This is a genomic window from Thermomonospora curvata DSM 43183, from assembly GCF_000024385.1.
Taxonomy (GTDB): Bacteria; Actinomycetota; Actinomycetes; order Streptosporangiales; family Streptosporangiaceae; genus Thermomonospora; species Thermomonospora curvata.
Map to the genome: position 1 here is coordinate 5,209,581 of NC_013510.1, position 21,623 is coordinate 5,231,203.

Here is a 21,623-nt window from a genome sequence, read left to right on the forward strand (position 1 = left end):
TAACAACCATCTCGCACACTTGGTAAGTGATCGATCACCATAGGTGAGCATCAGCCGTAGGAGGGCTGTTTGGCCTCCGAAGGCACGGGCACGCAGGCACCCATGGCGACAGCACTCGCAGCGGGCATCCGCCGGGGAGCCCTGGCCGGCGCGGCGGGCACCACCGCGCTCAACGCCGTGGCCTACCTGGACATGGCCTGGCGCGGACGCCCTCCCAGCTCCACCCCGGAACGCACGGTGGAACGGCTCGGCGAACTGGCCGGCCACCAGATCCCCGGCGATGACCAGACCAAGGACAACCGGCGAACCGGCCTCGGCGCCCTGCTGGGAATGGCCGCCGGAGTGGGCATCGGCATGGCGGCGGGCGCCCTGCGCGCAGCCGGCCTGCGCCCACCCGCCTGGCTGGGCACGATCGCGATCGGCACCCTGGCCATGGCCGCCACGGACGCCCCGATGACCGCCCTCGGGGTCACCGACCCCCGCCAATGGTCGGTCCCGGACTGGCTGAGCGACCTGATCCCGCACCTGGCCTACGGCGCGGTCACCTACTGGACGCTGTCGGCCACCGGCACCTGAGCCGGGCTCACTCCCGCCGAGTGACGGCGCGGACCACCGGTCAGCGGGCCTGACCCGGTGCCGTCTCTTGGGCCAGGCGGCGTTGTTCGGCCTCGATGATCTGGCGGGCCAGTTCGGTTTCGGAGACGTCGATCGCCTCGGGGGCGGACTCGGCCAGGTCGCTGCGGCGGGCGTACTCGTCGAACAGGGCGCTCTTGTGCCGCAGCAGCTCCATGATCCGCTGGTCGACGCTGTCGGCCACCAGCAGGCGGTGCACCTGGACCTTGCGGACCTGGCCCATGCGGTGGGCGCGGGCCACCGCCTGGGCCTCCAGGGTGGGTTTGAGCTGCGGCTCGCAGATGATCACCACGGAGGCGGCCTGCAGGTTCAGCCCCACCCCGCCGGCCTGGATCTGGCTGAGCAGCACCGCGTGCCCGGGATGGGCGGTGAACTCGTCCACCAGTTGCTGGCGGCGGGCGGCGCTCAGCGACCCGGTGAGCGGGCCGAGCGCGGCGGGGCCGAGGGCCCGCTGGACGGTGGCCAGCACGTCCCGGAAGAAGGAGAAGACCACCACCTTGTGGCCGTTCTCCTCGGCCTCCTTGACCAGTTCGCAGAGCCGCTGGAGCTTGGCCGAGCCCTCCGGGTGCCGGAAGGCCGCCCGGCGCATGGCCATGAAGTTGCCCGACATCACCGCCTCCCGGTAGGCGGCCTCGTCCTGGCGGCTGAAGGTCTCCCACTCGGCGACCTCCACCAGGTCGGGCAGTTCGCTGAGCACGTCCTCCTGGTTGCGGCGCAGGTAGGCGGGCGCGACCGCCTTGCGGAACGCCCGCGGCCCGGCCGCCCCGTCGCTTTCGTCGATCCGGCGGGCGAGGTCGGGCTGCAGGTAGGCCACCAGGTTGCGGAACTCCGCCACCCGGTTCTCCATCGGCGTGCCGGTCAAGAACAGCACGCGTTCGGTGCGCTGCGTCCACTGCGCGACCGCCTTGGAGCGGCGAGTCTGCGGGTTTTTGACGTAATGGGCTTCGTCAACCACCAACATGCCCAGCGGCACGTCCTCTGGGACGGGCAGCGAATGCAGCCCGTCGATGGTGGTCACCGCGACCCCGCCGCGGTCGACCCAGGCGGCCCAGGCCGCGGCGCGTTCGGGGCCGTGCACCCGCACCGGGCGCAGCGCGCTGTGCTTTTCGATCTCCCGGACCCAGTTGATCAGGACGCTGGCCGGGCAGGCCACCAGGAAGTGGGTCTCGCCCTGGGCGCTCAGGTGCGCCAGGGCGGCGATGGCCTGGACGGTCTTGCCCAATCCCATCTCGTCCCCGAGGATCACCCGGCGCTGCGTCAGCGCGAAACGGGCCCCGAACGCCTGGTAGCCGCGCAGCGTGACCCGGCAGTGGGTGGTGTCGAGGGGGTGGGCGTTGACCCGCTCGGCGAGCTCGCCGGGCAGGTAGCCCTCGGAGGTGGCCCGGCCGGGTTCCATCCCGGCGATCTCGATGAGCAGGCCGTGGTAGGCGGCGGCGTTGTGCTCGAAATCCGTCCAGGCCTCGATGGGGTGGACGGGCGGGCGCAGCAGATCCACCGAGGCCTGGCCGAAGACGGTGCGTGCGTCCCAGCTTCGGGCGGCGGCCAGCAGGTGCTCGATCTGCTGGAGCGCGTCCCTGGCCCGCTGCCTGCGGGCGCCGCGGGTGAAGAACATCCGCAGCCGGCTGCGCAGCGGGCGGGCGGCGGCCAGTAGCGGGGCGAGCCCGGCCGTGATCTCGGCGGCCCGCTCGACCGTCCAGGACAGCCGCGGTCCCGCCGCCACCAGCCGGTGCAGCGCCACCACCAGCGCCGTCACCTGCGGGTCGCGCCGGCCGTCCAGGTCGATGCGCAGCGTGGTGGACTCTTCGGCGGTGCGGGCGAGGTGCGCCGCGGCGGCGTAGGCCTGGTTGGCGGTCTGCGCGCCCACCCCGGGGATGAGCTGCAGCCCGTAGGGGCCGGCGTCCAGCACTTGGAGGACGGTGCGGTACCCGGCCTGTTCCAGCGGGCCGATCCGCAACCGGCCGCCGGTGACGTCCTTGAGCCGGGCCACGGGAATGTTCTCCAGCTCCCGCCGGGCCTGCCCCTCGCGCAGCGGATGCAGCGTCCGCCGCACCTCTTCGCGGGCCTGCTCATGGTCGGTCTGTACTTTTCGGGCCGCTTCCAGCAGCTCCTCGGCTTCCTGCAGCACCGCTTTCGCGTCCGCGGCCGGCCGCCCCTGGTTCAGGACCCCGCTCAACGCCCACTTCCCCCACGCACTGGCCCGTCTCGACCCCACCGCCACGAGCACGGCCGTCCCGGATCACCGGACGGGACGACCCCGGGCACCTGAAAAGAGGTTCAATAGTGACATATCAGGCACCCGGCCGGGCGGCGTTCTGCCAGGTCCGAGCGCCTGCAGCCCACTCCAGGTCACGGCGGCGAAGCCCGCAAGACCGCGCAGGCGGCGCCGACGACATCCCACACCCCGGCTCACCCCGGACGCCGGTGACACGGCCACAGCCCCAGGGGCGTCCCGCCCGGCCGGGGCGGTGAACCCGGTTTCTGTCCCAGAGGCCGCCCGGATCCGAACGGGACAGCGGTATCTGGTGGGCGCCACCGGTCGTCTCGCAAAGTGATCCCGCAATCGGGCCTTCTCCGACCCGTCAAGAGGCATGCGGGGGCTTCGCGGCAGGGACAGCGGCGTGCTCTGGGACGCCCCAAGTGCCCAGAGCCACGGGTCGAGAAGGGGTCAACGGTCGGCGCTCCGGTTTCCGGGAGCGCGTGAACGAAGGAGCCTCGGTCATGACGACTCAGTCGGTGTCCCAGCCGGCGGTGGCCGCCGCGCCCCCGGCCGTCCGGGAGGGACGGGGATGGGCGGTCGCCGGAATCGTGGGCGCCCTGGTGGCGCTCGTCGTGGTGTTCGGCCTGTCGGTGCAGCTCACCAACGACCACTCGGAGCTGTGGAAGGACAACCACCAGCTGATCCCGGCCATCGCCGGCAACAAGCACTTCGTGTGGCTCTTCCAGGCGAGCACCTCGCTGTCCGCGCTGCTGGTGATGCTCTTCGGGGCCGGGCTGCGCCGCCGTCTGGAGCGCGCCGAGCCGGCCGGCAGCCTGATCCCCGGCCTGGCCTTCGCCGGCATCCTGCTGGTGGCCGCGCTGCTGCTGGTCGGCGGCGGGATGAGCACCGAGCTGTACTGGGGGCTGGCCAAGCACGACGAGGCCGACCCCGACACCGTCGCCGCCTCGCTGGGCATCTACAACACCATGGCCTGGGTGTGGGCGGGCGCGGGCCTGTCGGCCGGTGCGGTCGCCGTCGCCGGGTTCCGCCGCCGGACGGTCGGCCGGGGCCTGGCCGCGTTCAGCGCGCTGATGGCGGCGCTGCTCGCACTCGTCCAGCTGACCCCGGTGCAGTACATGGCACTGCTGCCGGGCGCGCTGTGGGTGCTCGGCACCGGCGCGGCCTTCGCCCTGAGCAAGCACCGCTGATCGGGCAGACGACCCGAACCCGGCCGGGCGGTTCGCTGAGCGCATCCGTCTCGGTTGCAGCGCGGCCGGACGGACACGACCGCTTTGCAGAACACCCACCGCCCGGCGGCAGATACCCGATCCACCGCGGCGCCCGCAGGCCTCCCGCCTGCGGGCGCCGCAGGTGAAGAACATCCGCAAACGACCGCACAGCGAACCGGCCTCGATCCCGGCGGCCCGCCCAATCGTCCAGACCGGCCACCCAGCCTGCCGCCGACCGGTGCAGCGCAGTCCCCTCGAGCCGTCTCGGCCCCGGGTCGATACGCAAGACGATGAACCTCTCAGCAGCGTGAACGAGGCGAACCGCGACGGCGTGCGCCCGGCCCTGCGACCTGCGCGCCCACCCCGAGGACGGGCCGCAGCCCGCAAAGACCGGCACCGGGCGTTGCCCGCGGTTGTTCGCGTCTCGTCCTCCAAAGCCCGGCATGCCGGTGTCAGGGCAAGCCGCCGAGTCCCGGCGGATCAGGCGTCCAAAGCCGGGGCCCCAGGTCACAGGGCCAGGTCGCGGCGGCGGAACGCGCCGATGCCCAAGCCGGTGAGGGCGGCGGCCACCGCCAGCAGTGCTACCAGCGGGGTCGCGGCGGGGTCGGCGACCGGCAGGTACGGCACGTGGCTGAACGGGGAGACGTTCATGACCGGCTGCGGCAGTTCCAGCAGCGGGCCGAGCTGCGAGATCAGCAGGCAGGCGACCAGGGCCGTCCACGACAGCGCCACCGCCCACCGGGGCAGCGCGCCCAGCGTGAGGACCACCAGCCCGGCCAGGACCAGCGCGGCCGGAGCCTGGGCCAGGGCGGCGCCGAGCAACTCCAAGGTCTGGGAGAAGTCACCGCTGGCCATCCCGTGGCTGAGGGCGGTTCCCAACCCGAGGAGCAGCAGCAGCGCGACCGTGCCGAGCATCGCGCAGGTGATGTGGCTGAGCATCCAGCGCGGCCGGCTCACCGCGGTGGCCAGGACGGCCTCCAGCGGCCCGGTCTCCTCGGCGCGAATCCGCAGCAGGGCCTGGACGGTGTACCCGGCGATGACGATGCCGAAGATGCCCATGAACGCGGCGAAGTAGGCGTCCACCATGTCGGCACCGCCACCGCCGATCTGGGCGAAGTACTCCTTGAGCTCGTCGCTGGTGGCCAGCAGTTCCTCGGCCTCGCGGCCGAGCGCGCCCATCGTGACGGCCATGATCGCCACGCCCACGCTCCAGCCGAGCAGCACCCCGCGCTGCAGCCGCCAGGCCAGGCCGAGCGGGCTGAGCAGGGTGCGCGACGCGACGGCCGGGCCGCGCCGCACCGGCATCATCCCGGTGCCGACGTCCCGGTGGTCGGTGAGCCGGTAGGCCGTCCACACCAGGGCCGCGAAGAAGACCGGGTACAGGGCCAGCACCCACCAGCGTCCCCCGGCATAGGGATGGAGTTGCTGCCCCCAGCCCACCGGCGACAGCCAGGACGGCCACAGGCTGGTGACCGATGTCCCGTCGGGCGTGGGCTCACCCAGCATGTCCCCGATGCCGCGCACCAGGAACGCCAGCCCGAGCACGGCCCCGGCCAGTCCGTTGGCGCCGCGGGCGCTCTCGGAGAGCTGGGCGGTGACCGCGGCGACCCCGGCGAACGCGATGCCCGCCCCGCCGAGGGCCAGCCCGAACCCCGCAGACCCGGCGGCCGGCAGGCCGATCGCCACCAGCGTCCCGGCCATCAGCAGCGCCAGCACCGCGTTGGCGAGCACGGCGACCACCAGCGCGGCGGTCAGCATCGCATACCGTCCGACGACCGCGGCGCCGACCAGCTCGGCCCGGCCGGTCTCCTCGTTCTGCCGGGTGTGCCGCACCACCGCCATGATGCTCATCAACGCGACCAGGACGGCGGTGAACCCATAGGTCTCGGTTGCCGTGATCGAGCCCACGCTGGGGTCGGCGACGGCCCCGTTGAACACCCGGGAGACCGCGCTGCCGGCGTTGGACATCGCATAGGCGAGCCGTTCCTGCTCGGTCTGGTAGAGCCCTTGGATGCTGGACGCGCTGGCCGCCACCACCCCCGTCAACGCCAGCAGCCAGACCGGCAGTTGCACCCGGTCGCGCCGCAACGCCAGCCGGACCAGCCTTCCGGTCCCGGCGAACATCCCGGCCGCCCCGCGCGTGCTCTCATGCCGCCCGCCCCCGCCGGTCAGGCTCCGCGCCTTCTCGTGCCGCCCTTTCACGCCCACCGGGTCCCCTTCGTGACGGACGCCCTCTCCCACCGGCTTTTCCACCCGCCCAGCGGGCAAGCCCCGCCCGCTCCCCAAGGCCCGCCCGTCCACCCGGCCATCGCTCGTCGGCTCTTCCGGCCGGGCGGCGGAGGTGTTCGTCTCGGCCGCCGGAAGCAGGTCGTCGCCCGCGGCGTTCTCGCGGCGGACGCCGCCCTCCGGGGTCTTCGGGCGGGCGGAGGTCACGGCTGGTTCGTCCGGCGCAGGAGGCTCGTTCATCGGGGGTCTCCCGTCTCGGCGGGGCGGGGCTTGGGCTGGGGAGGGGCGTCGTAGTGGCGCATGAACAGTTCCTCCAGCGTGGGCGGGGTGCTGGTGAGGGCGCGCACGCCGAGTTCGGCCAGGTGCCGGTGGACGGTGTCCATGTGCTCGGAGTCCACCTGGAAGCGGGCGCGGGTGCCGTCCAGGTGCAGGTCGTGGACGCCGGGCAGGGCGTCCAGGCCGGTGATGGGGCGGGCGGTCTCCACCGAGATGGAGGTGCGGGTCAGGTGGCGCAGCTGGGCGAGCGTCCCGGACTCCACGGTGCGGCCGTCGCGGATGATGCTGATGCGGTCGGCCAGCGCCTCGACCTCGCTGAGGATGTGGCTGGACAGCAGCACCGTCTTGCCTTCGCGTTTGGCCTGGTGGATGCAGTCGCGGAAGACCGCGTCCATCAGCGGGTCCAGCCCGGAGGTGGGCTCGTCCAGCAGGTACAGCTCCACGTCGGAGGCGAAGGCGGCGATCAGGGCGACCTTCTGCCGGTTGCCTTTGGAGTAGGTGCGGCATTTGCGGGTGGGGTCGAGTTTGAAGCGTTCGATCAGCTCCTCGCGCCGCCGCTCGTCGAGCCCGCCGCGCAGCGCGCCGAACAGGTCGATGGCCTCCCCGCCGGACAGGTTGGGCCACAGGTTGACGTCGCCGGGCACGTAGGCCAGGCGGCGGTGCAGCGCCACGGCGTCTTTCCAGGGGTCGCCGCCGAGCACGACGGCGTGGCCGGAGTCCTTGCGCAGCAGCCCCAGCAGCACCCGGATGGTGGTGGACTTGCCGGCGCCGTTGGGGCCGAGGAAGCCGTGCACCTCCCCGGTGCGGACGGTGAGGTTCAGCCGGTCCAGCGCCCGGACGTCGCCGAACGTCTTGGTCAGGTCGGTCACTGCGATCGCGTCGCTCATCGCGGGGTCCTCGTCGTCAGCCGCCTCCCGGCCGTGCGGCGCGAACCCCGGGCCGCACTGACCGGCGGTCAGCATCCAGCTTAGGCTTCCGCCCCGCCCCGCACCAGGGCCCTATGGTGGAAAAGTGGACGGCACAACGGCCCCCGGCACCCGGGCGCGCATCATGGAGACCGCGCTCGAGCTGTTCTCCGAGCAGGGCTATCAGCGCGCCTCCATGCGGGAGATCGCCGAACGGGCGGGCATCACCAAGGCCGCGGTCTTCTACCACTTCCCGTCCAAGGCGCACCTGCTGGCCGCGCTCAGCGAGCCGCTGATCGAGGACGTGGAAGAGGCCCTCAAGAGCGCCATGTACGAGGCCACCGCCCGCCCCGCCCCCGATCCGGACCGGGCGCGGTGGCTGATGATCGAGCGCCTGCTCGACATCTACCTGCGGCATCGTGGCCTGCTGCGCATCTTGATGCACGATCTGACGCTGCTGGCCCACGACCACGCCTTCCAGCGTTTCGTCGGACTGCTCCACCAGGTCCACCAGATCGTCGCCGGCCCCGACCCCGACCTGCGCCGGGGCGTGCGCGCGATCCAGGCCATCGCGATGATCAGCGACCCGGTGGTCTTCTACGCCGACGCCCCCGACGACCGCCTGAAGGCCGAGATCCTGTCGGGCGTGCGCCTCCTGCTGGAGGACGTCCCCACCGCCCCGCCCGCGCGAACTCCCGCACCCCCGCGCCCGCGCCGCCGCCCCGGCCGCCCCACCGTCCTGGACGACGCCAAGCTCGCCCAGGCCCGCCGCATGTACCAGGCCGGCACCCACAGCGTCTCCGAGATCGCCGCCGCCCTCGGCGTCTCCCGCGCCACGGTCTACCGCCACCTCACCGAACCCGCTGAGCCCTGATTTTGCGACAGTTCTGAGACAGTTTTGAGACGGTGCGGGACGGAGACACAGGCCCACACGCTCACACCGCCTGCGCACGACGGCCCACCGCCCCATCGGACCGAGAACCCACCGGCGAAGCCGACAGCGACCGCCCGCTCTCCGACCCCTCCAGATCGACACGGCAGCCCCTTTTCTCTCGGCTCTGGGGGCTCCTAGCGGCCCGGACAGCAACGGCCGGCTCAACCGCAGTGCCGCGCCCCCGTGGCGGCCAGCTCGAACCACACCGTCACCCGGCCGTCCCCGTCCCGCCCCCAGCCCCACCGTTTCGCCAGTTCCTGCACGATCAGCAGCCCTCGGCCGCCCAGCGCCGCCGCCGATGGCACATGCGGCTCCGTGGACGTCCCACCCTCGTCGGTGACCTCCACCCGCACCCCCTCATCGGTGACGATCACCGTCACCCACACGCGCCCACCCGGCTTCCCCGAATCGGTGTGCCGGACCGCGTTCGTGACGACCTCGCAGGCCGGCAACTCCGCGTCCCCCAGGTCCACCCCCGTCCCGGTCAGCACCCGGCGCAGATACGCCCGCACCTCACGCACGTCCACCCGCGCCACCGCCGGGCCTCCCTCGCCGGGAAACCGCCGCGCCGCCACGAACCGCACCGCGGACACCAGCCCGGCCCCCGCCAGCAGCCCCGCCGCGCTCACCAGTCCACCCCCGCCGCGACGGTCGCCCGCACCTCATCCACGCCGTCGGCCGAACACCGCCACCCCGGCAGCGCCCACCGTCGTCCGCTGCGAACCACGACCGCTCCAACCGGAGGCCGCCCTCCGTCCCGCCTCACCGTGACTCTCCGGCACGGTCCGAGGCGTGGCGGGGACGGCAGGGGCCGTAGTACTCCTCGGCCTCTCGCACTCTGGCCAGCAGGTCGGCCGGAGTGCGCCCTTCGGCCAACCCGAACCACGGGTACGGAGGCCGGGGCATCGCCCACCAGCGGCGGGTGTAGTAGCCGTACCAGAACACCCACCGCCCACCGGTCCGGCATTCCAGATCGTTCACCGCATCCGGCCCGAACACATCGGCAGCGGTGCGCTCCGCAGGACCGGAGGCACGGGACGGCGGCACGTGCTGGAGCCTCTTCATGGCAACCGAGATCTCCGATTCATGACCGGGCCCCGGGCATCTCCGACGCTCGCGCCACCAGGCCGGGGCCTTCTGCATCCGTATGGTCACAGCCAGTCAAACCGCGTCTCATGCCCCCAGTCGATGGGGATGATGGAGGCCAGGAGGGGACCGCCCCCGTCCCCAATGAGAGGGCACGCGCCATGTCCACCGACCGACAGGCCCTGGGAGCACGCCTGCGCGCCGCCCGGGAAGCAGACCCCTACTGGTCCCGCGAACAGATGGCCCGGCTGCTCCGAGCCGCCGCCGACCCCCGCGAACTGGAATCCGGGACCATCGCCCACGTCAAATCCCTGGCCCGCCGCATCAAAGCATGGGAACGCGGAGACGCCGTCCCCGCCCCCAAATACCGGCGCCTGTACGCCCGCGTCCTGGAAACCACCGAGGAAGAACTGTTCGGCGAACTGGCCAATACCCCCTGGTCGAGTCGGCTGGAGCAGCCGGCGCCTGCCGACCACAGCCGGCTGTGGGAGGGACTCACACCCGACGATGAGGAGCGCCTCGCCCGGGCCATTGCACGGCCCGCCCGCGTGGACAAGGCGGTCGCTCGTTCACTGGCGACGATTCTGGCGTCCCAGCGACGTATGGACGACGTAGTGGGACCGGCCGCGATCCTGCCCGCCACCGCTGTCCAGGCCACCACTGCGCTACGGCTGCTGCGGGAGGCACGGGGACAGGTCCGGGATGCGCTGCTGCCCGTGGCCGCCGAGTGGGTGCAGTTCCACGGGTGGCTGCACGCCGAGCTACTCGATACACCTAGGGCGATGCAACTGCTGACCAGCGCTGAGGAACTCGCCGATGAGGCCGGCGACGGCACACTGGCGGCTCAGGCGACGAACTTCAAGGGCTACCTGGCCCGCCGGCTCGGCCTGCCGCGGGGGATCGTCCGCCACTTCATGACCGCCTACCACACCCCCGGCGCCCACCCCGCCCAGCGGCTCGGTGACGCCGTCCAGGCCGCACAGGGGTATGCGCTGCTGGGGGATCGCCGGACCGCGCGACGGTTGCTGGGGGAGGCGATGGCGCTGTCGGATGAAGCGGCCAGGGAGCTCCCTCCCGGGACGGCCTACTGGCTCACTCCCGACTACCACCACCTGAACATCGGGCTGGCGCTGCTGTCGATGAAGGAGCACGCTGCGGCCGCAGAAAATCTGCAACACGGACTGCAGACGCTGCCCGCCGACCAGCAGGGCGCCCAGTGGGCTGAGGAGTACCGAGTGGCCCTCGCCCACGCGCAGGAGCTGTCGAGCTGAATGGTCACAGCCAGTCAAACCGCGTCTCATGCCCCCAGTCGATGGGGATGATGAAGGCCAGGAGGGGACCGCCCCCATCCCCAATGAGAGGGCACGCGCCATGTCCACCGACCGACAGGCCCTGGGAGCACGCCTGCGCGCCGCCCGGGAAGCAGACCCCTACTGGTCCCGCGAACAGATGGCCCGGCTGCTCCGAGCCGCCGCCGACCCCCGCGTCCTGGAAACCACCGAGGAAGAACTGTTCGGTCTCGGCCATGCCTCGGCCCCGCCGTCGCGCCCGTCCTGCTTCAGCGGGGAACTCCCACCTGATGAAGAAGAACGGCTGATCTTGGCCGTCCAGCGGGCCGTCCGGGCGGATCTGAGCGTGGTGGAATCACTGGCGACCGTCCTCGCCGCCCAGCGCCGCACCGAGGACGCGATCGGATCGGCGCCCCTCCTCGAACCCGTGGGGGCGCAACTGAACGCCCTTCAGGCACTGGTGCTCGACGCACGCGGCAAGGTCCGGCTGCCGCTGGTGAACGTGGCCGCCCAGTGGGCGCAGTTCTACGGCTGGCTGAAAGCCAACACCGGCCACCCTGACGAAGGACAGGCGTGGCTGGACCGGGCGCTGGAATGGGCGACCGAGGCCGACGATCGCAACCTGATCTCCGAAGTGCTCAGCTTCAAAGGCCACATCGCCTGGATGGCCGGGCACGTCGGCCCCGTCATCGGCCTGTCGGCCGCAGCGCAGCGCGACCGCGGGCTGTTCCCCGGCCAGTACGCGATGTCCGCGGCGCAAGAGGCCCGCGGCCACGCCATGGCCGGCGACGCCGCCCAGGCCGAACGCAAACTCGACAAGGCCGACGAACAAGCCGCCGCCGCCCGGGAACGCGCCGCTGAGGCTCCCCCGTGGCTGTACTACCACTCCCCCGGCTTCTTCGAGCTGCAACGCGGCCTGACCTACCGCTACCTGGGCCGCCGCCACAAGCCCTACAACCGCCGCGCCATCGAAGCGATCACCAGCGGCCTGGCCCGCCTGCCCGAGGAGATGCGCCGCTCGGAGTGGGCAGGCGAGTTCATCTACCAGCTCGGCCGCACCCACCTGCAAAACGGCGACCGTGACCAGGCCGCAGCGCTGGCCGATGACCTCACCGAGATGGCAGAACGCCTGCGCTCCGACCGCCTCGCCCGGCAGGCCCATGCACTGCGCTGACCGCGCATGCCCTGACTATGAAAGGAGGACGCCCCGCCACCTTCAAAGGCCACGTGCCGGGATCTGCGTCCGGCAGGGACGAAGAGGAGCCTGCCGGTCCGTCAGTCCCGACACCTGAGACCGATTCCTCGCACTGCCACTTTGCTGCGCCGCATCACTGCCCGAGCGCGCAGCGCCGACGCCCCGTCCACTGTGACGGACGTGGCCAGCAACCTGCCCTCACGCTGGATCGTCCCCCTGAACGATCTTGTAAAGAGCTTCGAGAGTAGGAGTCCCTAAGATGCCCCTGAGCCTTCCTGGTCCGCGTTGGCGTAAGAGCAGCTACAGCGGCCACAACGGCAACTGTGTGGAAGCCGCAGCCGGTCACGGGGTAGTGGCGATCCGCGACAGCAAGACTCCAGCAGCCTCGTATCTCATTCTGCCGGCCGACCACTGGCGGTCGTTGCTCACCGCGGTGAAGCGCGGCGCCTTCGACCGCTAGCACCTCAGACGCCCACCAAGCGCGGCCGTGTCGCAGTCCCTTCATCGGTTCAAGGTCATCTCCAGACCACAGGCCTGCTACACCGCAGCACTGCCCGAGTGCGCCACGTCAACGTCCTGCCCACCAAGGCCGACCTGGCCAACGGCCCTGTCCTCACACTGGGCAACGCCCACTCGGAAGATCCAGCCGGGATCGACCGGCGGAAAGGTACGGGCTGACGCTCAATCAAGTAAGGGGTGCCTTCTGCCGTCCTCAGAGGAGTGAGCCGGAAGCTGCAGCAGGTGAGGGTTGGGAGGATCTTGCCGTGGTCGGCCGGACCCGGCCACCCCGGTCCGCTCTCGTGTTCTCGCGATTACTTTCGGTACAGGATGCTCGGCTGATGCTGTGAAAGGCGATCATCATGAGCGCGGGCAAGCATGCAGGAAAGCCCAAAGACAAGCCCTTCGAGCCAAGCGAGGAGATAAATCTCGACACCCCGGCCCCAGAGGGCGGTGGCAAGCACAGTAAGGGCGAGAACAAGTAGCGGTGGCGTCTGCCAGTGATACGGCCGGGCATGTCGATGCCTTGATCAATGCCTTGGCCGACAGAGTGGAGGCGTCCGAGGTGTGGCGGGAGGCGATGCACCGGGCGCCACGGCACCGGTTCGTGCCGGATTTGGTGCTGGTCCACCCGCTGGACGCCCCACCTCACCTCGTTGATCGAGCCTCTGTTCCAGAGGGCTGGTTGAAAGCCGTCTCCTCGCCGGCCGCGCTGGTCACCCAGCTCGATGACGGGGTCACCGACCTGGCCATGGGGTCGGGGGACTACACCTCCTCGTGCTCGGCGCCGGATGTGGTGTTCTCGTTCCTGGAGTTGCTGGATCCCTACGACCACTACCGAGTACTGGAAATCGGAACCGGCACCGGATGGACGGCCGCCCTGCTGACGGCCAGGCTCGGCGACGGACGGGTCGTCTCGATCGAAGTGGACGAGCAGATCGCCGCGCAGGCGGAGACCAATCTGAAAGCCGCCGGGCCGCACCCGCGACTGATCGTCGGAGACGGCGCAAACGGCTGGCCGGACGGTGCCCCTTACGACCGGGTGCACGTCACGTGCGCAGTACGGGACGTCCCCTACCCGTGGGTGGAACAGACCAGACCCGGCGGAATCATCGTCCTGCCCTGGTCACCCGGAATCGGCCACGGCCACCAAGTCCGCCTGCACGTCCAGCGGGATGGGACGGCGCTCGGCCGACTCATCGGGAGTGCCGATTACATGATGCTGCGCTCCCAACGTCGCACATGGAGCTGGGAAGGGGACGTCGAGGAGGCGACCACGCGCATGGATCCGCGCGAGGTGGTGCGGGACTCCATCGGCGCCGACCCGGCGCTGGCCGCGCTGCCTCCCGGGGTACGGCTGCTCGAACAACCAAGCCCTGACAACGGCACCTATACGCTCTGGTTGGCCCACGAGGACGGCTCGTGGGCGACAGCGCGGTTCATCCCGGATGCCGACGAACACATCGTCCGCCAGCACGGTCCGCGCCGGCTGTGGGAGGAGGCCGAGGAGGCCTACTTCCGGTGGCAGTCGTGGGGACGTCCCGGCCACGACCGGTATGGGATCACCGTCACTCCCGAGGGGCAGCATCTGTGGCTGGACGATCCTTCCCGCGTGCTCGCATGAGCGAGCGGACTTGACGGGAATCAGGCGTCGCTCCTGAGAAGGTTCGTTTGGGCGCCGGTTCTCGGCATGCCCTAGGTGCGCTTCCTTGCAGGGTGGTCCGGCCGCCCCAGGCGGCCGGACCGAGAGAACGTCGTGTGCTTGGGATCTTGTTGGGCGGTCCGGTCGAGTGGTGGCAGTCCCCGCACGTGGCGGGAACTGCCACCGATGACGCGTTCACGGGGTGAGGGGTGGCGTCCCGGAGGTGCTGCTCGGGCGTGCCGGTGAACCGGGTCAGGGCAGGCGGGCCGGTTCGCCCTCGGTGTCGAGGAGGGCGGCGGCCACCCGGCGCTGGTGGTGGGTGGCGTCCCCCCAGGCGGCGGCCAGGGTCCAGGCGCGGCGCATCCAGCGGTGCAGGTCGTATTCGAGGGTGTAGCCGATGGCGCCGTGGACCTGGAGGGCCTTGCGGGCGGTGAGCAGGGCGGCCTCGGAGGCCATGGCCTTGGCCATGGAGCAGTCCCGCGAGGCGGTGGGGGCGGACCTGGCCAGGGAGTAGGCGGCGCGGTAGGCGGGGGGACGGGCGAAGTCCACGGCCACCAGGGCGTCGGCCAGGTGGTGTTTGACGGCCTGGAAGGAGCCGATGGGGCGGCCGAACTGGGTGCGTTCCTTGGTGTAGGTCACCGACATGTCGATCATGCGGCGGGCCACGCCCAGCAGGTACACCGCGGTCAGGGCGGCGCCGCGGTCGCGGGCCTCGGCCAGCAGGGCGCGGGCCTGCTCACCCTCGGCCACCGGGACGTGCTCGACCGCGGTGGTGAGGGCGCGGGCCGGGTCGGTGGACGGCTGAGCCTGCCCGGCCTTCGCGGTGCAGATCGCGCCGTCGCGTTCCGCCAGGATCAAGTCGGCGCGTTCGCCGTGCGGGATGTAGGGGCCGTCGGCGAACACCACCAGGGCCTCACCGGAGGCCAGCTTGGGCAGCCACTCGTCCGCCAGCTCCCCGCCCAGACCGGCCAGCAACCGGGCCGCCACCGAGGCCTCCACCAGCGGGTCGGCCAGGGCCGCCCGCCCGGCCTCCTCCAGCACCGCCAGCAGGTCGGTCTCGTCCCCGCCCAGGCCGCCGTGGGATTCGGGGACGAGCACCGCGGTGGCGCCCAGTTCGGCCAGGGCGGCCCAGTGGTCGGCGTCCGGTTTGGCCATCAGTTCGGCGGCGACCGTGCCGAACTGTTGCTGTTCTGGGGTCAGGCCGAGCCTCACTTGGCCTCCTTGGTGACGGGACGGGGTTCGCGGGGCATGCCCAGCACCCGTTCGGCGATGATGTTGCGCTGGATTTCGTTGGTGCCGCCGTAGATGGGACCGGACAGCGCGAACAAAAAGCCGTCCAGCCAGCGTCCACCGGCCACCGCATCGGGCGCCTGGCCGGTCAGCTCGCCGCGGGCGCCCAGCAGCCGCAGCGCGGTCTGATGGAGGTGCAGGTCCATCTCCGACCAGAAGATCTTGTTGATGCTGGATTCGGGACCGATGCTCTGCCCGTCCTGGACGCGGGTGAGGGTCTGGAAGGTGTACAGCCGGTAGGCGTCGGCGTTCATCCAGGCCCGCGCCACCTCCAAGCGTTCGGCCTCGCCCAGGCCCTCGGTCTCGCGGGCCAGCGCCACCAGCCGGTCGGCGGCGGCCATGAACCGGCCGGGGGAACGCAGGGTCAGGCCGCGTTCGGAGCCGGTGGTGGACATCGCCACCTGCCAGCCCTTGCCGACCCCGCCGAGCACCTGGTCGTCGGGGACGAACACCTCGTCGAAGAAGACCTCGGCGAAACCCGGTTCGCCGTCCAGTTGCTTGATGCCGCGCACGGTGACGCCCTCGGCGTCCAGCGGCACCAGGAAATAGGTCAGCCCGTGGTGGCGCACCGAGTCGGGGTCGGTGCGGAACAGGCCGAACAGCCAGTGCGCGTAGGCGGCGCGGGAGCTCCAGGTCTTCTGCCCCGACAGCAGCCAGCCGCCGTCGGTGCGCACCGCGCGGGAGCGGACCGCGGCCAGGTCGCTGCCGGCCTCCGGCTCCGACCAGCCCTGCGCCCACACGTGCTCGCCGGAGGCCATCGGCGGCAGGAAGCGTTTGCGCTGCTCCTCGGTGCCGAACTCGAACAGGGACGGGGCCAGCAGGAAGATGCCGTTCTGCCCGACCCGGGCGGGGGCGCCGGCCCGGTAGTACTCCTCTTCGAAGATCAGCCACTCGGCCAGCGAGGCGCCGCGCCCGCCGTACTCCTTTGGCCAGGTCACCACCGACAGGCGCGCCTCATACAGCTTGCGCTCCCACTCCTGGTGGGCGGCGAACCCTTCGGGGGTGTCCAGGGACGGCAGCGGCTCGGCCGGGACGTTGGCCTCCAGCCAGGCGCGGACCTCGGCGCGGAACGCCTCTTCTTCGGGCGTGTAGGTGAGGTCCATCAGGCCCCTTCCTTCTTGTTGCGCGCCGCCATGGAACGGGCGTCCTGCCCGGCGAGGGAGTCGCCGCCGACCTCGGCGTTGTGGGCGTGGGCGAAGTGGTGCAGCCCGAACACCGAGTCCATGCCGGCGTGCAGGCCCATCAGGTCCTCGGCCTGGTTGATGGCCTTCTTGGTGAGGGCCAGCCCGAAGCGGGGCATGGTGGCGATCTTCTCGGCCAGCGCCATGACCTCTTCTTCCAGCCGGTCCCGGGGGACCACCCGGTTGATCATGCCGAGTTCCAGGGCGCGGGCGGCGCTGATGCGCTCGCCGGTGAACAGGAACTCCTTGGCCTGGCGGGGGCCCATCACCCAGGGGTGGGCGAAGTACTCCACGCCGGGGATGCCCATGCGGACGACCGGGTCGGCGAAGAAGGCGTCGTCGGAGGCGACGATCAGGTCGCACACCCATGCCAGCATCAGCCCGCCGGCGATGCAGGCGCCCTGCACCATGGCGATGGTGGGTTTGGGGATCTCCCGCCACCGCCGGCACATGCCCAGGTAGACCTCGGACTCGCGGGCGTAGCGGCTCTCCCCGCCGGCCTTGCCGACGTGGTCCCACCACAGCGAGGCCTTGCGTTCGAAGGTCTGGTCGGCGTCGCGGCCGGGGGTGCCGATGTCGTGCCCGGCCGAAAAGTGCGGCCCGGCCCCGGCCAGCACGATCACCGCCACCTCGTCGTCGTCCACCGCCCGGTAGAACGCCCGGTCCAGCGCGTAGGTCATGGCGGAGTTCTGGGCGTTGCGGTACTGCGGCCGGTTCATCGTGACCACGGCGATCTTGCCGCGCCGCTCGTAGCGGACCACTTCCTCGGTCATCGCGCTTCTTCCTTCCGGCGTCAGGGGTGCTGGCTGCTGACCGAGACGACTTCGCCGGTCATGTAGGAGGACAGGTCGCTGGCGAGGAACACCACCACGTTGGCGACCTCCTCGGGGGTGGCGGCCCGGCCGAAGGCCTCACGGCGGGTCAGTTCCTCCAGCAGCTCGCGGCTGACGGTCTTCTCCAGGAACGGGTGCATGGCCAGGCTGGGGGCGACCGCGTTGACGCGGACGCCGGCCGGGGCGGCCTCCAGCGCCACGCACCGGGTGAAGGCCATGACGCCGGCCTTGGCGGCGGCGTAGTGCGCCTGGTTGACCTGGGCCCGCCAGCCCGACACCGACGCCATGTTGACGATCACGCCGGATTTGCGGGGCAGCATGTGCCGCAGCGCGGCCCGGGTGGCGCGGAAGACGCTGTTCAGGCTGATGTCGATGACCCGGTGCCACTCTTCGTCGGTCATCTCCACCACGGCCTTGTCGCCGCCCAGCCCGGCGTTGTTGACCAGCACGTCGATGCGGCCCTCGGCCTGCACGGTCTGCTCGATCAGGGCGTCCACCTGGGCGGTGTCGGCCACGTCGCAGCGGATGGCGGTCGGCTTGTCCCCCATGATCTCGGTCAGCCGCTCGGCGGCCTCGCCCAGCCTGCGCTCGTGGATGTCGCTGATCACCACCCGGGCGCCTTCTTCGGCGCACCGTTTGGCGGTGGCGTACCCGAGCCCCGCCCCGGCCGCCGCCGTGACCAGGACCACCCGGCCTTCCAACAACCCGCTCAACTCGCAACTCCCGCCTTGGACTGGTCCAGCCGTGCCTACCTTCCGTCCCTTCCGGCCGCCCGGCGGGTCCCCTGGCACGGCGCGGCCGGCTCGGTCAGGTGGCCGGGCCACTGTCGCATGGCGGGCGGGGGTGAATCCGGGGCCGTCCCATCCAGTAGGAGCGAACGGAGCAGGCCCCGCCTGTCTGTTCATTCTTTTAGAAAATAAAGATTTTCTAGACCGCTGTGAGGCGGCAGGGAGGACACGTGGCGGAGGCCGTGATCGTGGCGACCGCGAGGTCGCCGATCGGGCGGGCGCATAAGGGCTCGCTCAAGGACATCCGGGCCGATGAGCTGACGGCCCAGGTGGTGCGGGCGGCGCTGGCGAAGGTCCCGCAGTTGGACCCGTCCGACATCGACGATCTGCTGTTGGGCTGCGGGCTGCCCGGCGGTGAGCAGGGCGCCAATATGGCCCGGGTGGTGGCGGTGCTGCTGGGCTATGACCACTTGCCCGGGGCGACCGTGACCCGCTACTGCGCCTCGTCCGTGCAGAGCACCCGGATGGCCTTCCACGCCATCAAGGCCGGCGAGGCCGACGTGATCATCTCGGCGGGGGTGGAGAGCGTCAGCCGCGGCAAGGCCGGCACCAGCGACCGGCCGCCGGGCGGCGGCGACCCGTGGGAGGCCGGGTGGCGCAACCCGGTCTTCGCCGAGGCCCGCGACCGGGCCGCCGCGATGACCGCCTCCGGGTCCTGGCGGGACCCGCGCGCAGCCGGCCTGCTGCCGGATGTGTACATCGCGATGGGGCTGACCGCCGAGAACGTGGCCGCCGTGGAGGGCGTCACCCGCCGCGAGCAGGACGAGTTCGGGGTGCGCAGCCAGAACCTGGCCGAAAAGGCCATCGCCGACGGCTTTTACGCCCGCGAGATCACCCCGATCACGCTGCCGGACGGCACCGTGGTGGACACCGACGACTGCCCGCGGCCGGGGACGACCCTGGAGAAGGTCGCCGCGCTCAAGCCGGTCTTCCGCCCGGACGGCACGGTCACCGCAGGCAACTGCTGCCCGCTCAACGACGGCGCCGCCGCCCTGGTGATCATGAGCGATGTCAAGGCCCGCGAGCTGGGCATCACCCCGCTGGCCCGGATCGTCGCCACCGGGGTCTCGGCGCTCTCCCCGGAGATCATGGGGCTGGGCCCGGTGGAGGCCACCCGCAACGCGCTGCGCCGCGCCGGGATGACCATCGACGACATCGACCTGTTCGAGATCAACGAGGCGTTCGCCGCCCAGGTCATCCCGTGCGCCCGGCAGTTGGGCATCCCCATGGACAAGCTGAACGTGCACGGCGGCGCCATCGCCATCGGCCACCCGTTCGGCATGTCCGGCGCCCGCATCACCACCACGCTGATCAACGGCCTGCAGAGTACGGACAAGACGCTGGGCCTGCAGACCATGTGCGTGGGCGGCGGCCAGGGCATGGCCATGATCATCGAACGCCTGTCCTGACCGTCTCCGCCCTCACGGCACGGCCCGTCCGGGCACGCCCCGCGGCCGGGACGGGCCGGCCCATGCTCGCGAGGCCTCTTTCAACACACCGTCTCTACAGGCCGAGACCGGGCCTGGCGGCCAGGGGCAAAGCCGTGACCTGCAATGCCGCAGCACCGAAGACCCGTCGAGGCTCCCGTCCCCGGCGCCCTGGACCACGTTGGGAAGGTTCAGTGGCGGCGCAGGCGGGTTTTGAAGGGGTTGGAGGAGACGACCTCGACCGGGCCGGGGTTGGACGCATAACGCATGGTGTTGTCGAGGTGGACGCGGGCGAAGCGTTCCAGGGCCTCGGCGTCGCCCCGTTCGATCAGGCGCATGATGCGCTCGTGGGCGCGGATGCCGGACTCGCGGCGTTCCACGTCGGGGAAGTCGCCGGACTCGCTGGCGCGGGCCGCCCACTGCTGCTCCTGGGAGGACCACAGGGTCTCCAGCGTCCCGACCACCAGGATCAGGGTCTGGTTGCCGCACAGTTGCACCAGTTCCTGGTGGAAGCGGCGGGTGACGCGGGTGAACTCCACCTCGTCCTCGACGGCGGCCAGGGTCTGTTCGTGGATCAGCCGCAGCCGGGGCAGCACCTCGGTGTGCCGGTCCTCGCGGGTGGCGCACAACGCGGCGCACATGGGTTCCAGGCGTTTGAGGGCGTCCCCCACGTCGTCGTAGCCGATGCCGCGGAACTGCATGACCAGGCCGATCATGTAGGCGGCGTGGGCGGGGGTGGGCACGTGCACCACGGCGCCGCCGCGGTTGCCGCGCTGCACGGTGATCAGACCCTCGGCCTCCAGGATGCCCAGGGCCTCGCGCAGCGAGGGCTTGCTGACCTCGAACTCGCGCAGCAGCTCGTCTTGCGCGGGCAGCGCGTCCCCGTCCTTGAGCTCGCCGCTGAGGATGCGGTCGCGCAGGATGGCCGCGACCATCTCGGCCACCCGCGGTTGGTGGAGCTGCACGTTCGACTCCTTGTAGGCGAGCCCGGCGAGCCACACAGGCTAGGGGAGCTGCGGCCCGGTGCCGGGGTGAGCGCCCGCAGGACGGGCAGATCGTGATCCTGCCGCCGGGCGACGCCGGCGGTGCGGCCCCCGGCCCGCTCAGTGGGACCGCCGGCCCTCCTGCGGCGGCGGAACTCCTATCCTCACCAATCTTATAGAAGATTTAGCTCTCACCAGGGAAGGAGCCGCGGCGTGAAGCGAACACCCAGCGGCGCCATCGCGTGGCAGGTCCACGACGACGGGCCCGACCGCGGGATCGCCGAGGTCGTCATGGACCGGCCCCCGGTCAACGCGCTGACCGTGGCCGGTTGGTTCGAACTGGCCGAGACCGTGCGCTCGCTCGGCGCCGACGAGAGCGTCCGGGCACTGGTGCTGCGCGCCGAGGGCCGCGGTTTCAACGCCGGCGTGGACATCAAGGAGATCCAGGCCGACCCGGGCTATGACAAGCTCATCGGCGCCAACCGCGGCTGCTTCGCCGCCTTCGCCGCCGTCTACGAGTGCCAGGTCCCGGTGATCGCCGCGGTCGCCGGCTACTGCCTGGGCGGCGGCATCGGCCTGGTCGGCAACTCCGACATCATCGTGGCCTCCGAGGACGCCACCTTCGGGCTGCCGGAGGTGGACCGGGGCGCCCTGGGCGCCGCCACCCACCTGGCCCGCCTGGTGCCCCAGCACAAGATGCGCGCCATGGTCTACACGGCCAAGCCCGCCACCGCCCAGGAGCTGCACGCCTGGGGTTCGGTGCTCGCGGTCGTCCCCCGGGAGCGGCTGCGCGAGGAGGCCTTCGCGGTGGCCCGCGAGATCGCCGCCAAGAGCACCCGGGTGATCCGCGCGGCGAAAGAGTCGCTGAACGGCATCGACCTGTGGGACGTGCACCGCAGCTACCGGTACGAGCAGGGCTTCACCTTCGAGCTCAATTTGTCGGGCGTCTCCGATGAGGCCCGCGCGGCCTTCGTGGAGGGCCGGGAGGCGAAGTTCGACCAGTGAAGGGGC

General features: G+C 71.4%; 19 protein-coding genes. 9 read left to right on the plus strand and 10 right to left on the minus strand.

Annotated features, from left to right (window positions below; all coding sequences use genetic code 11):
* Nucleotides 1–102: 102 nt before the first annotated feature.
* Nucleotides 103–576, plus strand: coding sequence for a hypothetical protein (locus TCUR_RS22600; RefSeq protein ID WP_041442773.1), 474 nt, complete (start codon nt 103–105; stop codon nt 574–576).
* Nucleotides 577–616: 40 nt separating this feature from the next.
* Here TCUR_RS22600 and TCUR_RS22605 read toward each other — a convergent pair whose 3' ends face one another.
* Nucleotides 617–2,806: a DEAD/DEAH box helicase gene (locus tag TCUR_RS22605; protein ID WP_052305594.1), complete on the minus strand. Its 2,190-nt coding sequence runs from the start codon at nt 2,804–2,806 to the stop codon at nt 617–619.
* A gap of 545 nt (nt 2,807–3,351) precedes the next feature.
* Between TCUR_RS22605 and TCUR_RS22610 the strand changes: the two genes are divergently transcribed.
* On the plus strand, nt 3,352–4,038 hold the full coding sequence (locus tag TCUR_RS22610; protein ID WP_012854904.1) for a hypothetical protein: 687 nt from the start codon (nt 3,352–3,354) through the stop codon (nt 4,036–4,038).
* 528 nt (nt 4,039–4,566) lie between these two features.
* On the opposite strand, the gene TCUR_RS22615 is transcribed toward TCUR_RS22610, so the two are convergent.
* Both TCUR_RS22615 and TCUR_RS22620 read right to left on the minus strand, forming a co-directional pair.
* Entirely contained in the window at nt 4,567–6,525 is a 1,959-nt protein-coding gene (locus TCUR_RS22615) for an ABC transporter permease (RefSeq protein ID WP_012854905.1), read from the minus strand.
* Nucleotides 6,522–7,448 carry an ABC transporter ATP-binding protein gene (locus TCUR_RS22620; protein ID WP_012854906.1) on the minus strand — a complete coding sequence of 309 codons (927 nt, stop codon included), beginning with the start codon at nt 7,446–7,448 and terminating at the stop codon, nt 6,522–6,524. The genes TCUR_RS22615 and TCUR_RS22620 overlap by 4 nt, the downstream gene beginning before the upstream one ends.
* A 124-nt stretch (nt 7,449–7,572) precedes the next feature.
* On the opposite strand from TCUR_RS22620, the gene TCUR_RS22625 reads away from it, so the two are divergent.
* Nucleotides 7,573–8,340 carry a TetR family transcriptional regulator gene (locus TCUR_RS22625; protein WP_012854907.1) on the plus strand — a complete coding sequence of 256 codons (768 nt, stop codon included), beginning with the start codon at nt 7,573–7,575 and terminating at the stop codon, nt 8,338–8,340.
* Nucleotides 8,341–8,561: 221 nt separating this feature from the next.
* Here TCUR_RS22625 and TCUR_RS22630 read toward each other — a convergent pair whose 3' ends face one another.
* Together TCUR_RS22630 and TCUR_RS22635 are read right to left on the minus strand one after the other, a co-directional pair.
* Nucleotides 8,562–9,029 (minus strand): ATP-binding protein, encoded by a 468-nt coding sequence (locus TCUR_RS22630; protein ID WP_012854908.1) that lies wholly within the window; start codon nt 9,027–9,029, stop codon nt 8,562–8,564.
* Between the two features lie 133 nt (nt 9,030–9,162).
* Nucleotides 9,163–9,465, minus strand: a complete 303-nt coding sequence (locus TCUR_RS22635) for a hypothetical protein (protein WP_148233093.1) — start codon at nt 9,463–9,465, stop codon at nt 9,163–9,165.
* Nucleotides 9,466–9,647: 182 nt separating this feature from the next.
* Here TCUR_RS22635 and TCUR_RS22640 point away from each other — a divergent pair, with 182 nt between their 5' ends.
* The 4 genes from TCUR_RS22640 (at nt 9,648) to TCUR_RS22650 (ending at nt 14,092) form a co-directional block, all read left to right on the plus strand.
* Entirely contained in the window at nt 9,648–10,757 is a 1,110-nt protein-coding gene (locus TCUR_RS22640; protein ID WP_012854910.1) for a helix-turn-helix domain-containing protein, read from the plus strand.
* Nucleotides 10,758–10,857: 100 nt separating this feature from the next.
* Nucleotides 10,858–11,949, plus strand: a complete 1,092-nt coding sequence (locus TCUR_RS22645; RefSeq protein WP_012854911.1) for an NsdA family TPR-like regulatory protein — start codon at nt 10,858–10,860, stop codon at nt 11,947–11,949.
* 280 nt (nt 11,950–12,229) lie between these two features.
* Complete coding sequence (locus TCUR_RS25875) at nt 12,230–12,430, plus strand: DUF397 domain-containing protein (RefSeq protein WP_012854912.1); 201 nt, start codon at nt 12,230–12,232, stop codon at nt 12,428–12,430.
* 576 nt (nt 12,431–13,006) lie between these two features.
* Complete coding sequence (locus tag TCUR_RS22650; protein ID WP_148233094.1) at nt 13,007–14,092, plus strand: methyltransferase domain-containing protein; 1,086 nt, start codon at nt 13,007–13,009, stop codon at nt 14,090–14,092.
* Nucleotides 14,093–14,362: 270 nt separating this feature from the next.
* Here TCUR_RS22650 and TCUR_RS22655 read toward each other — a convergent pair whose 3' ends face one another.
* Genes TCUR_RS22655 through TCUR_RS22670 form a run of 4 tightly spaced genes read right to left on the minus strand, consistent with a single transcriptional unit; the run spans nt 14,363 to nt 18,127 of the window.
* Nucleotides 14,363–15,322 carry an acyl-CoA dehydrogenase family protein gene (locus TCUR_RS22655; RefSeq protein WP_012854915.1) on the minus strand — a complete coding sequence of 320 codons (960 nt, stop codon included), beginning with the start codon at nt 15,320–15,322 and terminating at the stop codon, nt 14,363–14,365.
* Nucleotides 15,319–16,503, minus strand: coding sequence for an acyl-CoA dehydrogenase family protein (locus TCUR_RS22660; protein ID WP_012854916.1), 1,185 nt, complete (start codon nt 16,501–16,503; stop codon nt 15,319–15,321). Before TCUR_RS22660 ends, TCUR_RS22655 begins: the two co-directional genes overlap by 4 nt.
* Nucleotides 16,503–17,354, minus strand: a complete 852-nt coding sequence (locus TCUR_RS22665; protein ID WP_012854917.1) for an enoyl-CoA hydratase — start codon at nt 17,352–17,354, stop codon at nt 16,503–16,505. The genes TCUR_RS22660 and TCUR_RS22665 overlap by 1 nt, the downstream gene beginning before the upstream one ends.
* 20 nt (nt 17,355–17,374) lie before the next feature.
* Nucleotides 17,375–18,127, minus strand: coding sequence for an SDR family oxidoreductase (locus TCUR_RS22670; RefSeq protein ID WP_012854918.1), 753 nt, complete (start codon nt 18,125–18,127; stop codon nt 17,375–17,377).
* Between the two features lie 245 nt (nt 18,128–18,372).
* Between TCUR_RS22670 and TCUR_RS22675 the strand changes: the two genes are divergently transcribed.
* On the plus strand, nt 18,373–19,611 hold the full coding sequence (locus tag TCUR_RS22675; protein ID WP_012854919.1) for an acetyl-CoA C-acetyltransferase: 1,239 nt from the start codon (nt 18,373–18,375) through the stop codon (nt 19,609–19,611).
* Between the two features lie 209 nt (nt 19,612–19,820).
* Here TCUR_RS22675 and TCUR_RS22680 read toward each other — a convergent pair whose 3' ends face one another.
* Nucleotides 19,821–20,594 carry a FadR/GntR family transcriptional regulator gene (locus tag TCUR_RS22680; protein WP_012854920.1) on the minus strand — a complete coding sequence of 258 codons (774 nt, stop codon included), beginning with the start codon at nt 20,592–20,594 and terminating at the stop codon, nt 19,821–19,823.
* Nucleotides 20,595–20,825: 231 nt separating this feature from the next.
* On the opposite strand from TCUR_RS22680, the gene TCUR_RS22685 reads away from it, so the two are divergent.
* Nucleotides 20,826–21,617 (plus strand): enoyl-CoA hydratase family protein, encoded by a 792-nt coding sequence (locus tag TCUR_RS22685; protein ID WP_012854921.1) that lies wholly within the window; start codon nt 20,826–20,828, stop codon nt 21,615–21,617.
* Nucleotides 21,618–21,623: the final 6 nt, after the last annotated feature.

Bases quoted from the DNA above. Each gene is read 5' to 3' on its own strand.
- TCUR_RS22600 (WP_041442773.1), top strand. From the start codon at position 103: ATGGCGACAGCACTCGCAGCGGGCATCCGCCGGGGAGCCCTGGCCGGC.
- TCUR_RS22610 (WP_012854904.1), top strand. From the start codon at position 3,352: ATGACGACTCAGTCGGTGTCCCAGCCGGCGGTGGCCGCCGCGCCCCCG.
- TCUR_RS22615 (WP_012854905.1), bottom strand. From the start codon at position 6,525: ATGAACGAGCCTCCTGCGCCGGACGAACCAGCCGTGACCTCCGCCCGC.
- TCUR_RS22620 (WP_012854906.1), bottom strand. From the start codon at position 7,448: ATGAGCGACGCGATCGCAGTGACCGACCTGACCAAGACGTTCGGCGAC.
- TCUR_RS22635 (WP_148233093.1), bottom strand. From the start codon at position 9,465: ATGAAGAGGCTCCAGCACGTGCCGCCGTCCCGTGCCTCCGGTCCTGCG.
- TCUR_RS22640 (WP_012854910.1), top strand. From the start codon at position 9,648: ATGTCCACCGACCGACAGGCCCTGGGAGCACGCCTGCGCGCCGCCCGG.
- TCUR_RS22645 (WP_012854911.1), top strand. From the start codon at position 10,858: ATGTCCACCGACCGACAGGCCCTGGGAGCACGCCTGCGCGCCGCCCGG.
- TCUR_RS25875 (WP_012854912.1), top strand. From the start codon at position 12,230: ATGCCCCTGAGCCTTCCTGGTCCGCGTTGGCGTAAGAGCAGCTACAGC.
- TCUR_RS22660 (WP_012854916.1), bottom strand. From the start codon at position 16,503: ATGGACCTCACCTACACGCCCGAAGAAGAGGCGTTCCGCGCCGAGGTC.
- TCUR_RS22665 (WP_012854917.1), bottom strand. From the start codon at position 17,354: ATGACCGAGGAAGTGGTCCGCTACGAGCGGCGCGGCAAGATCGCCGTG.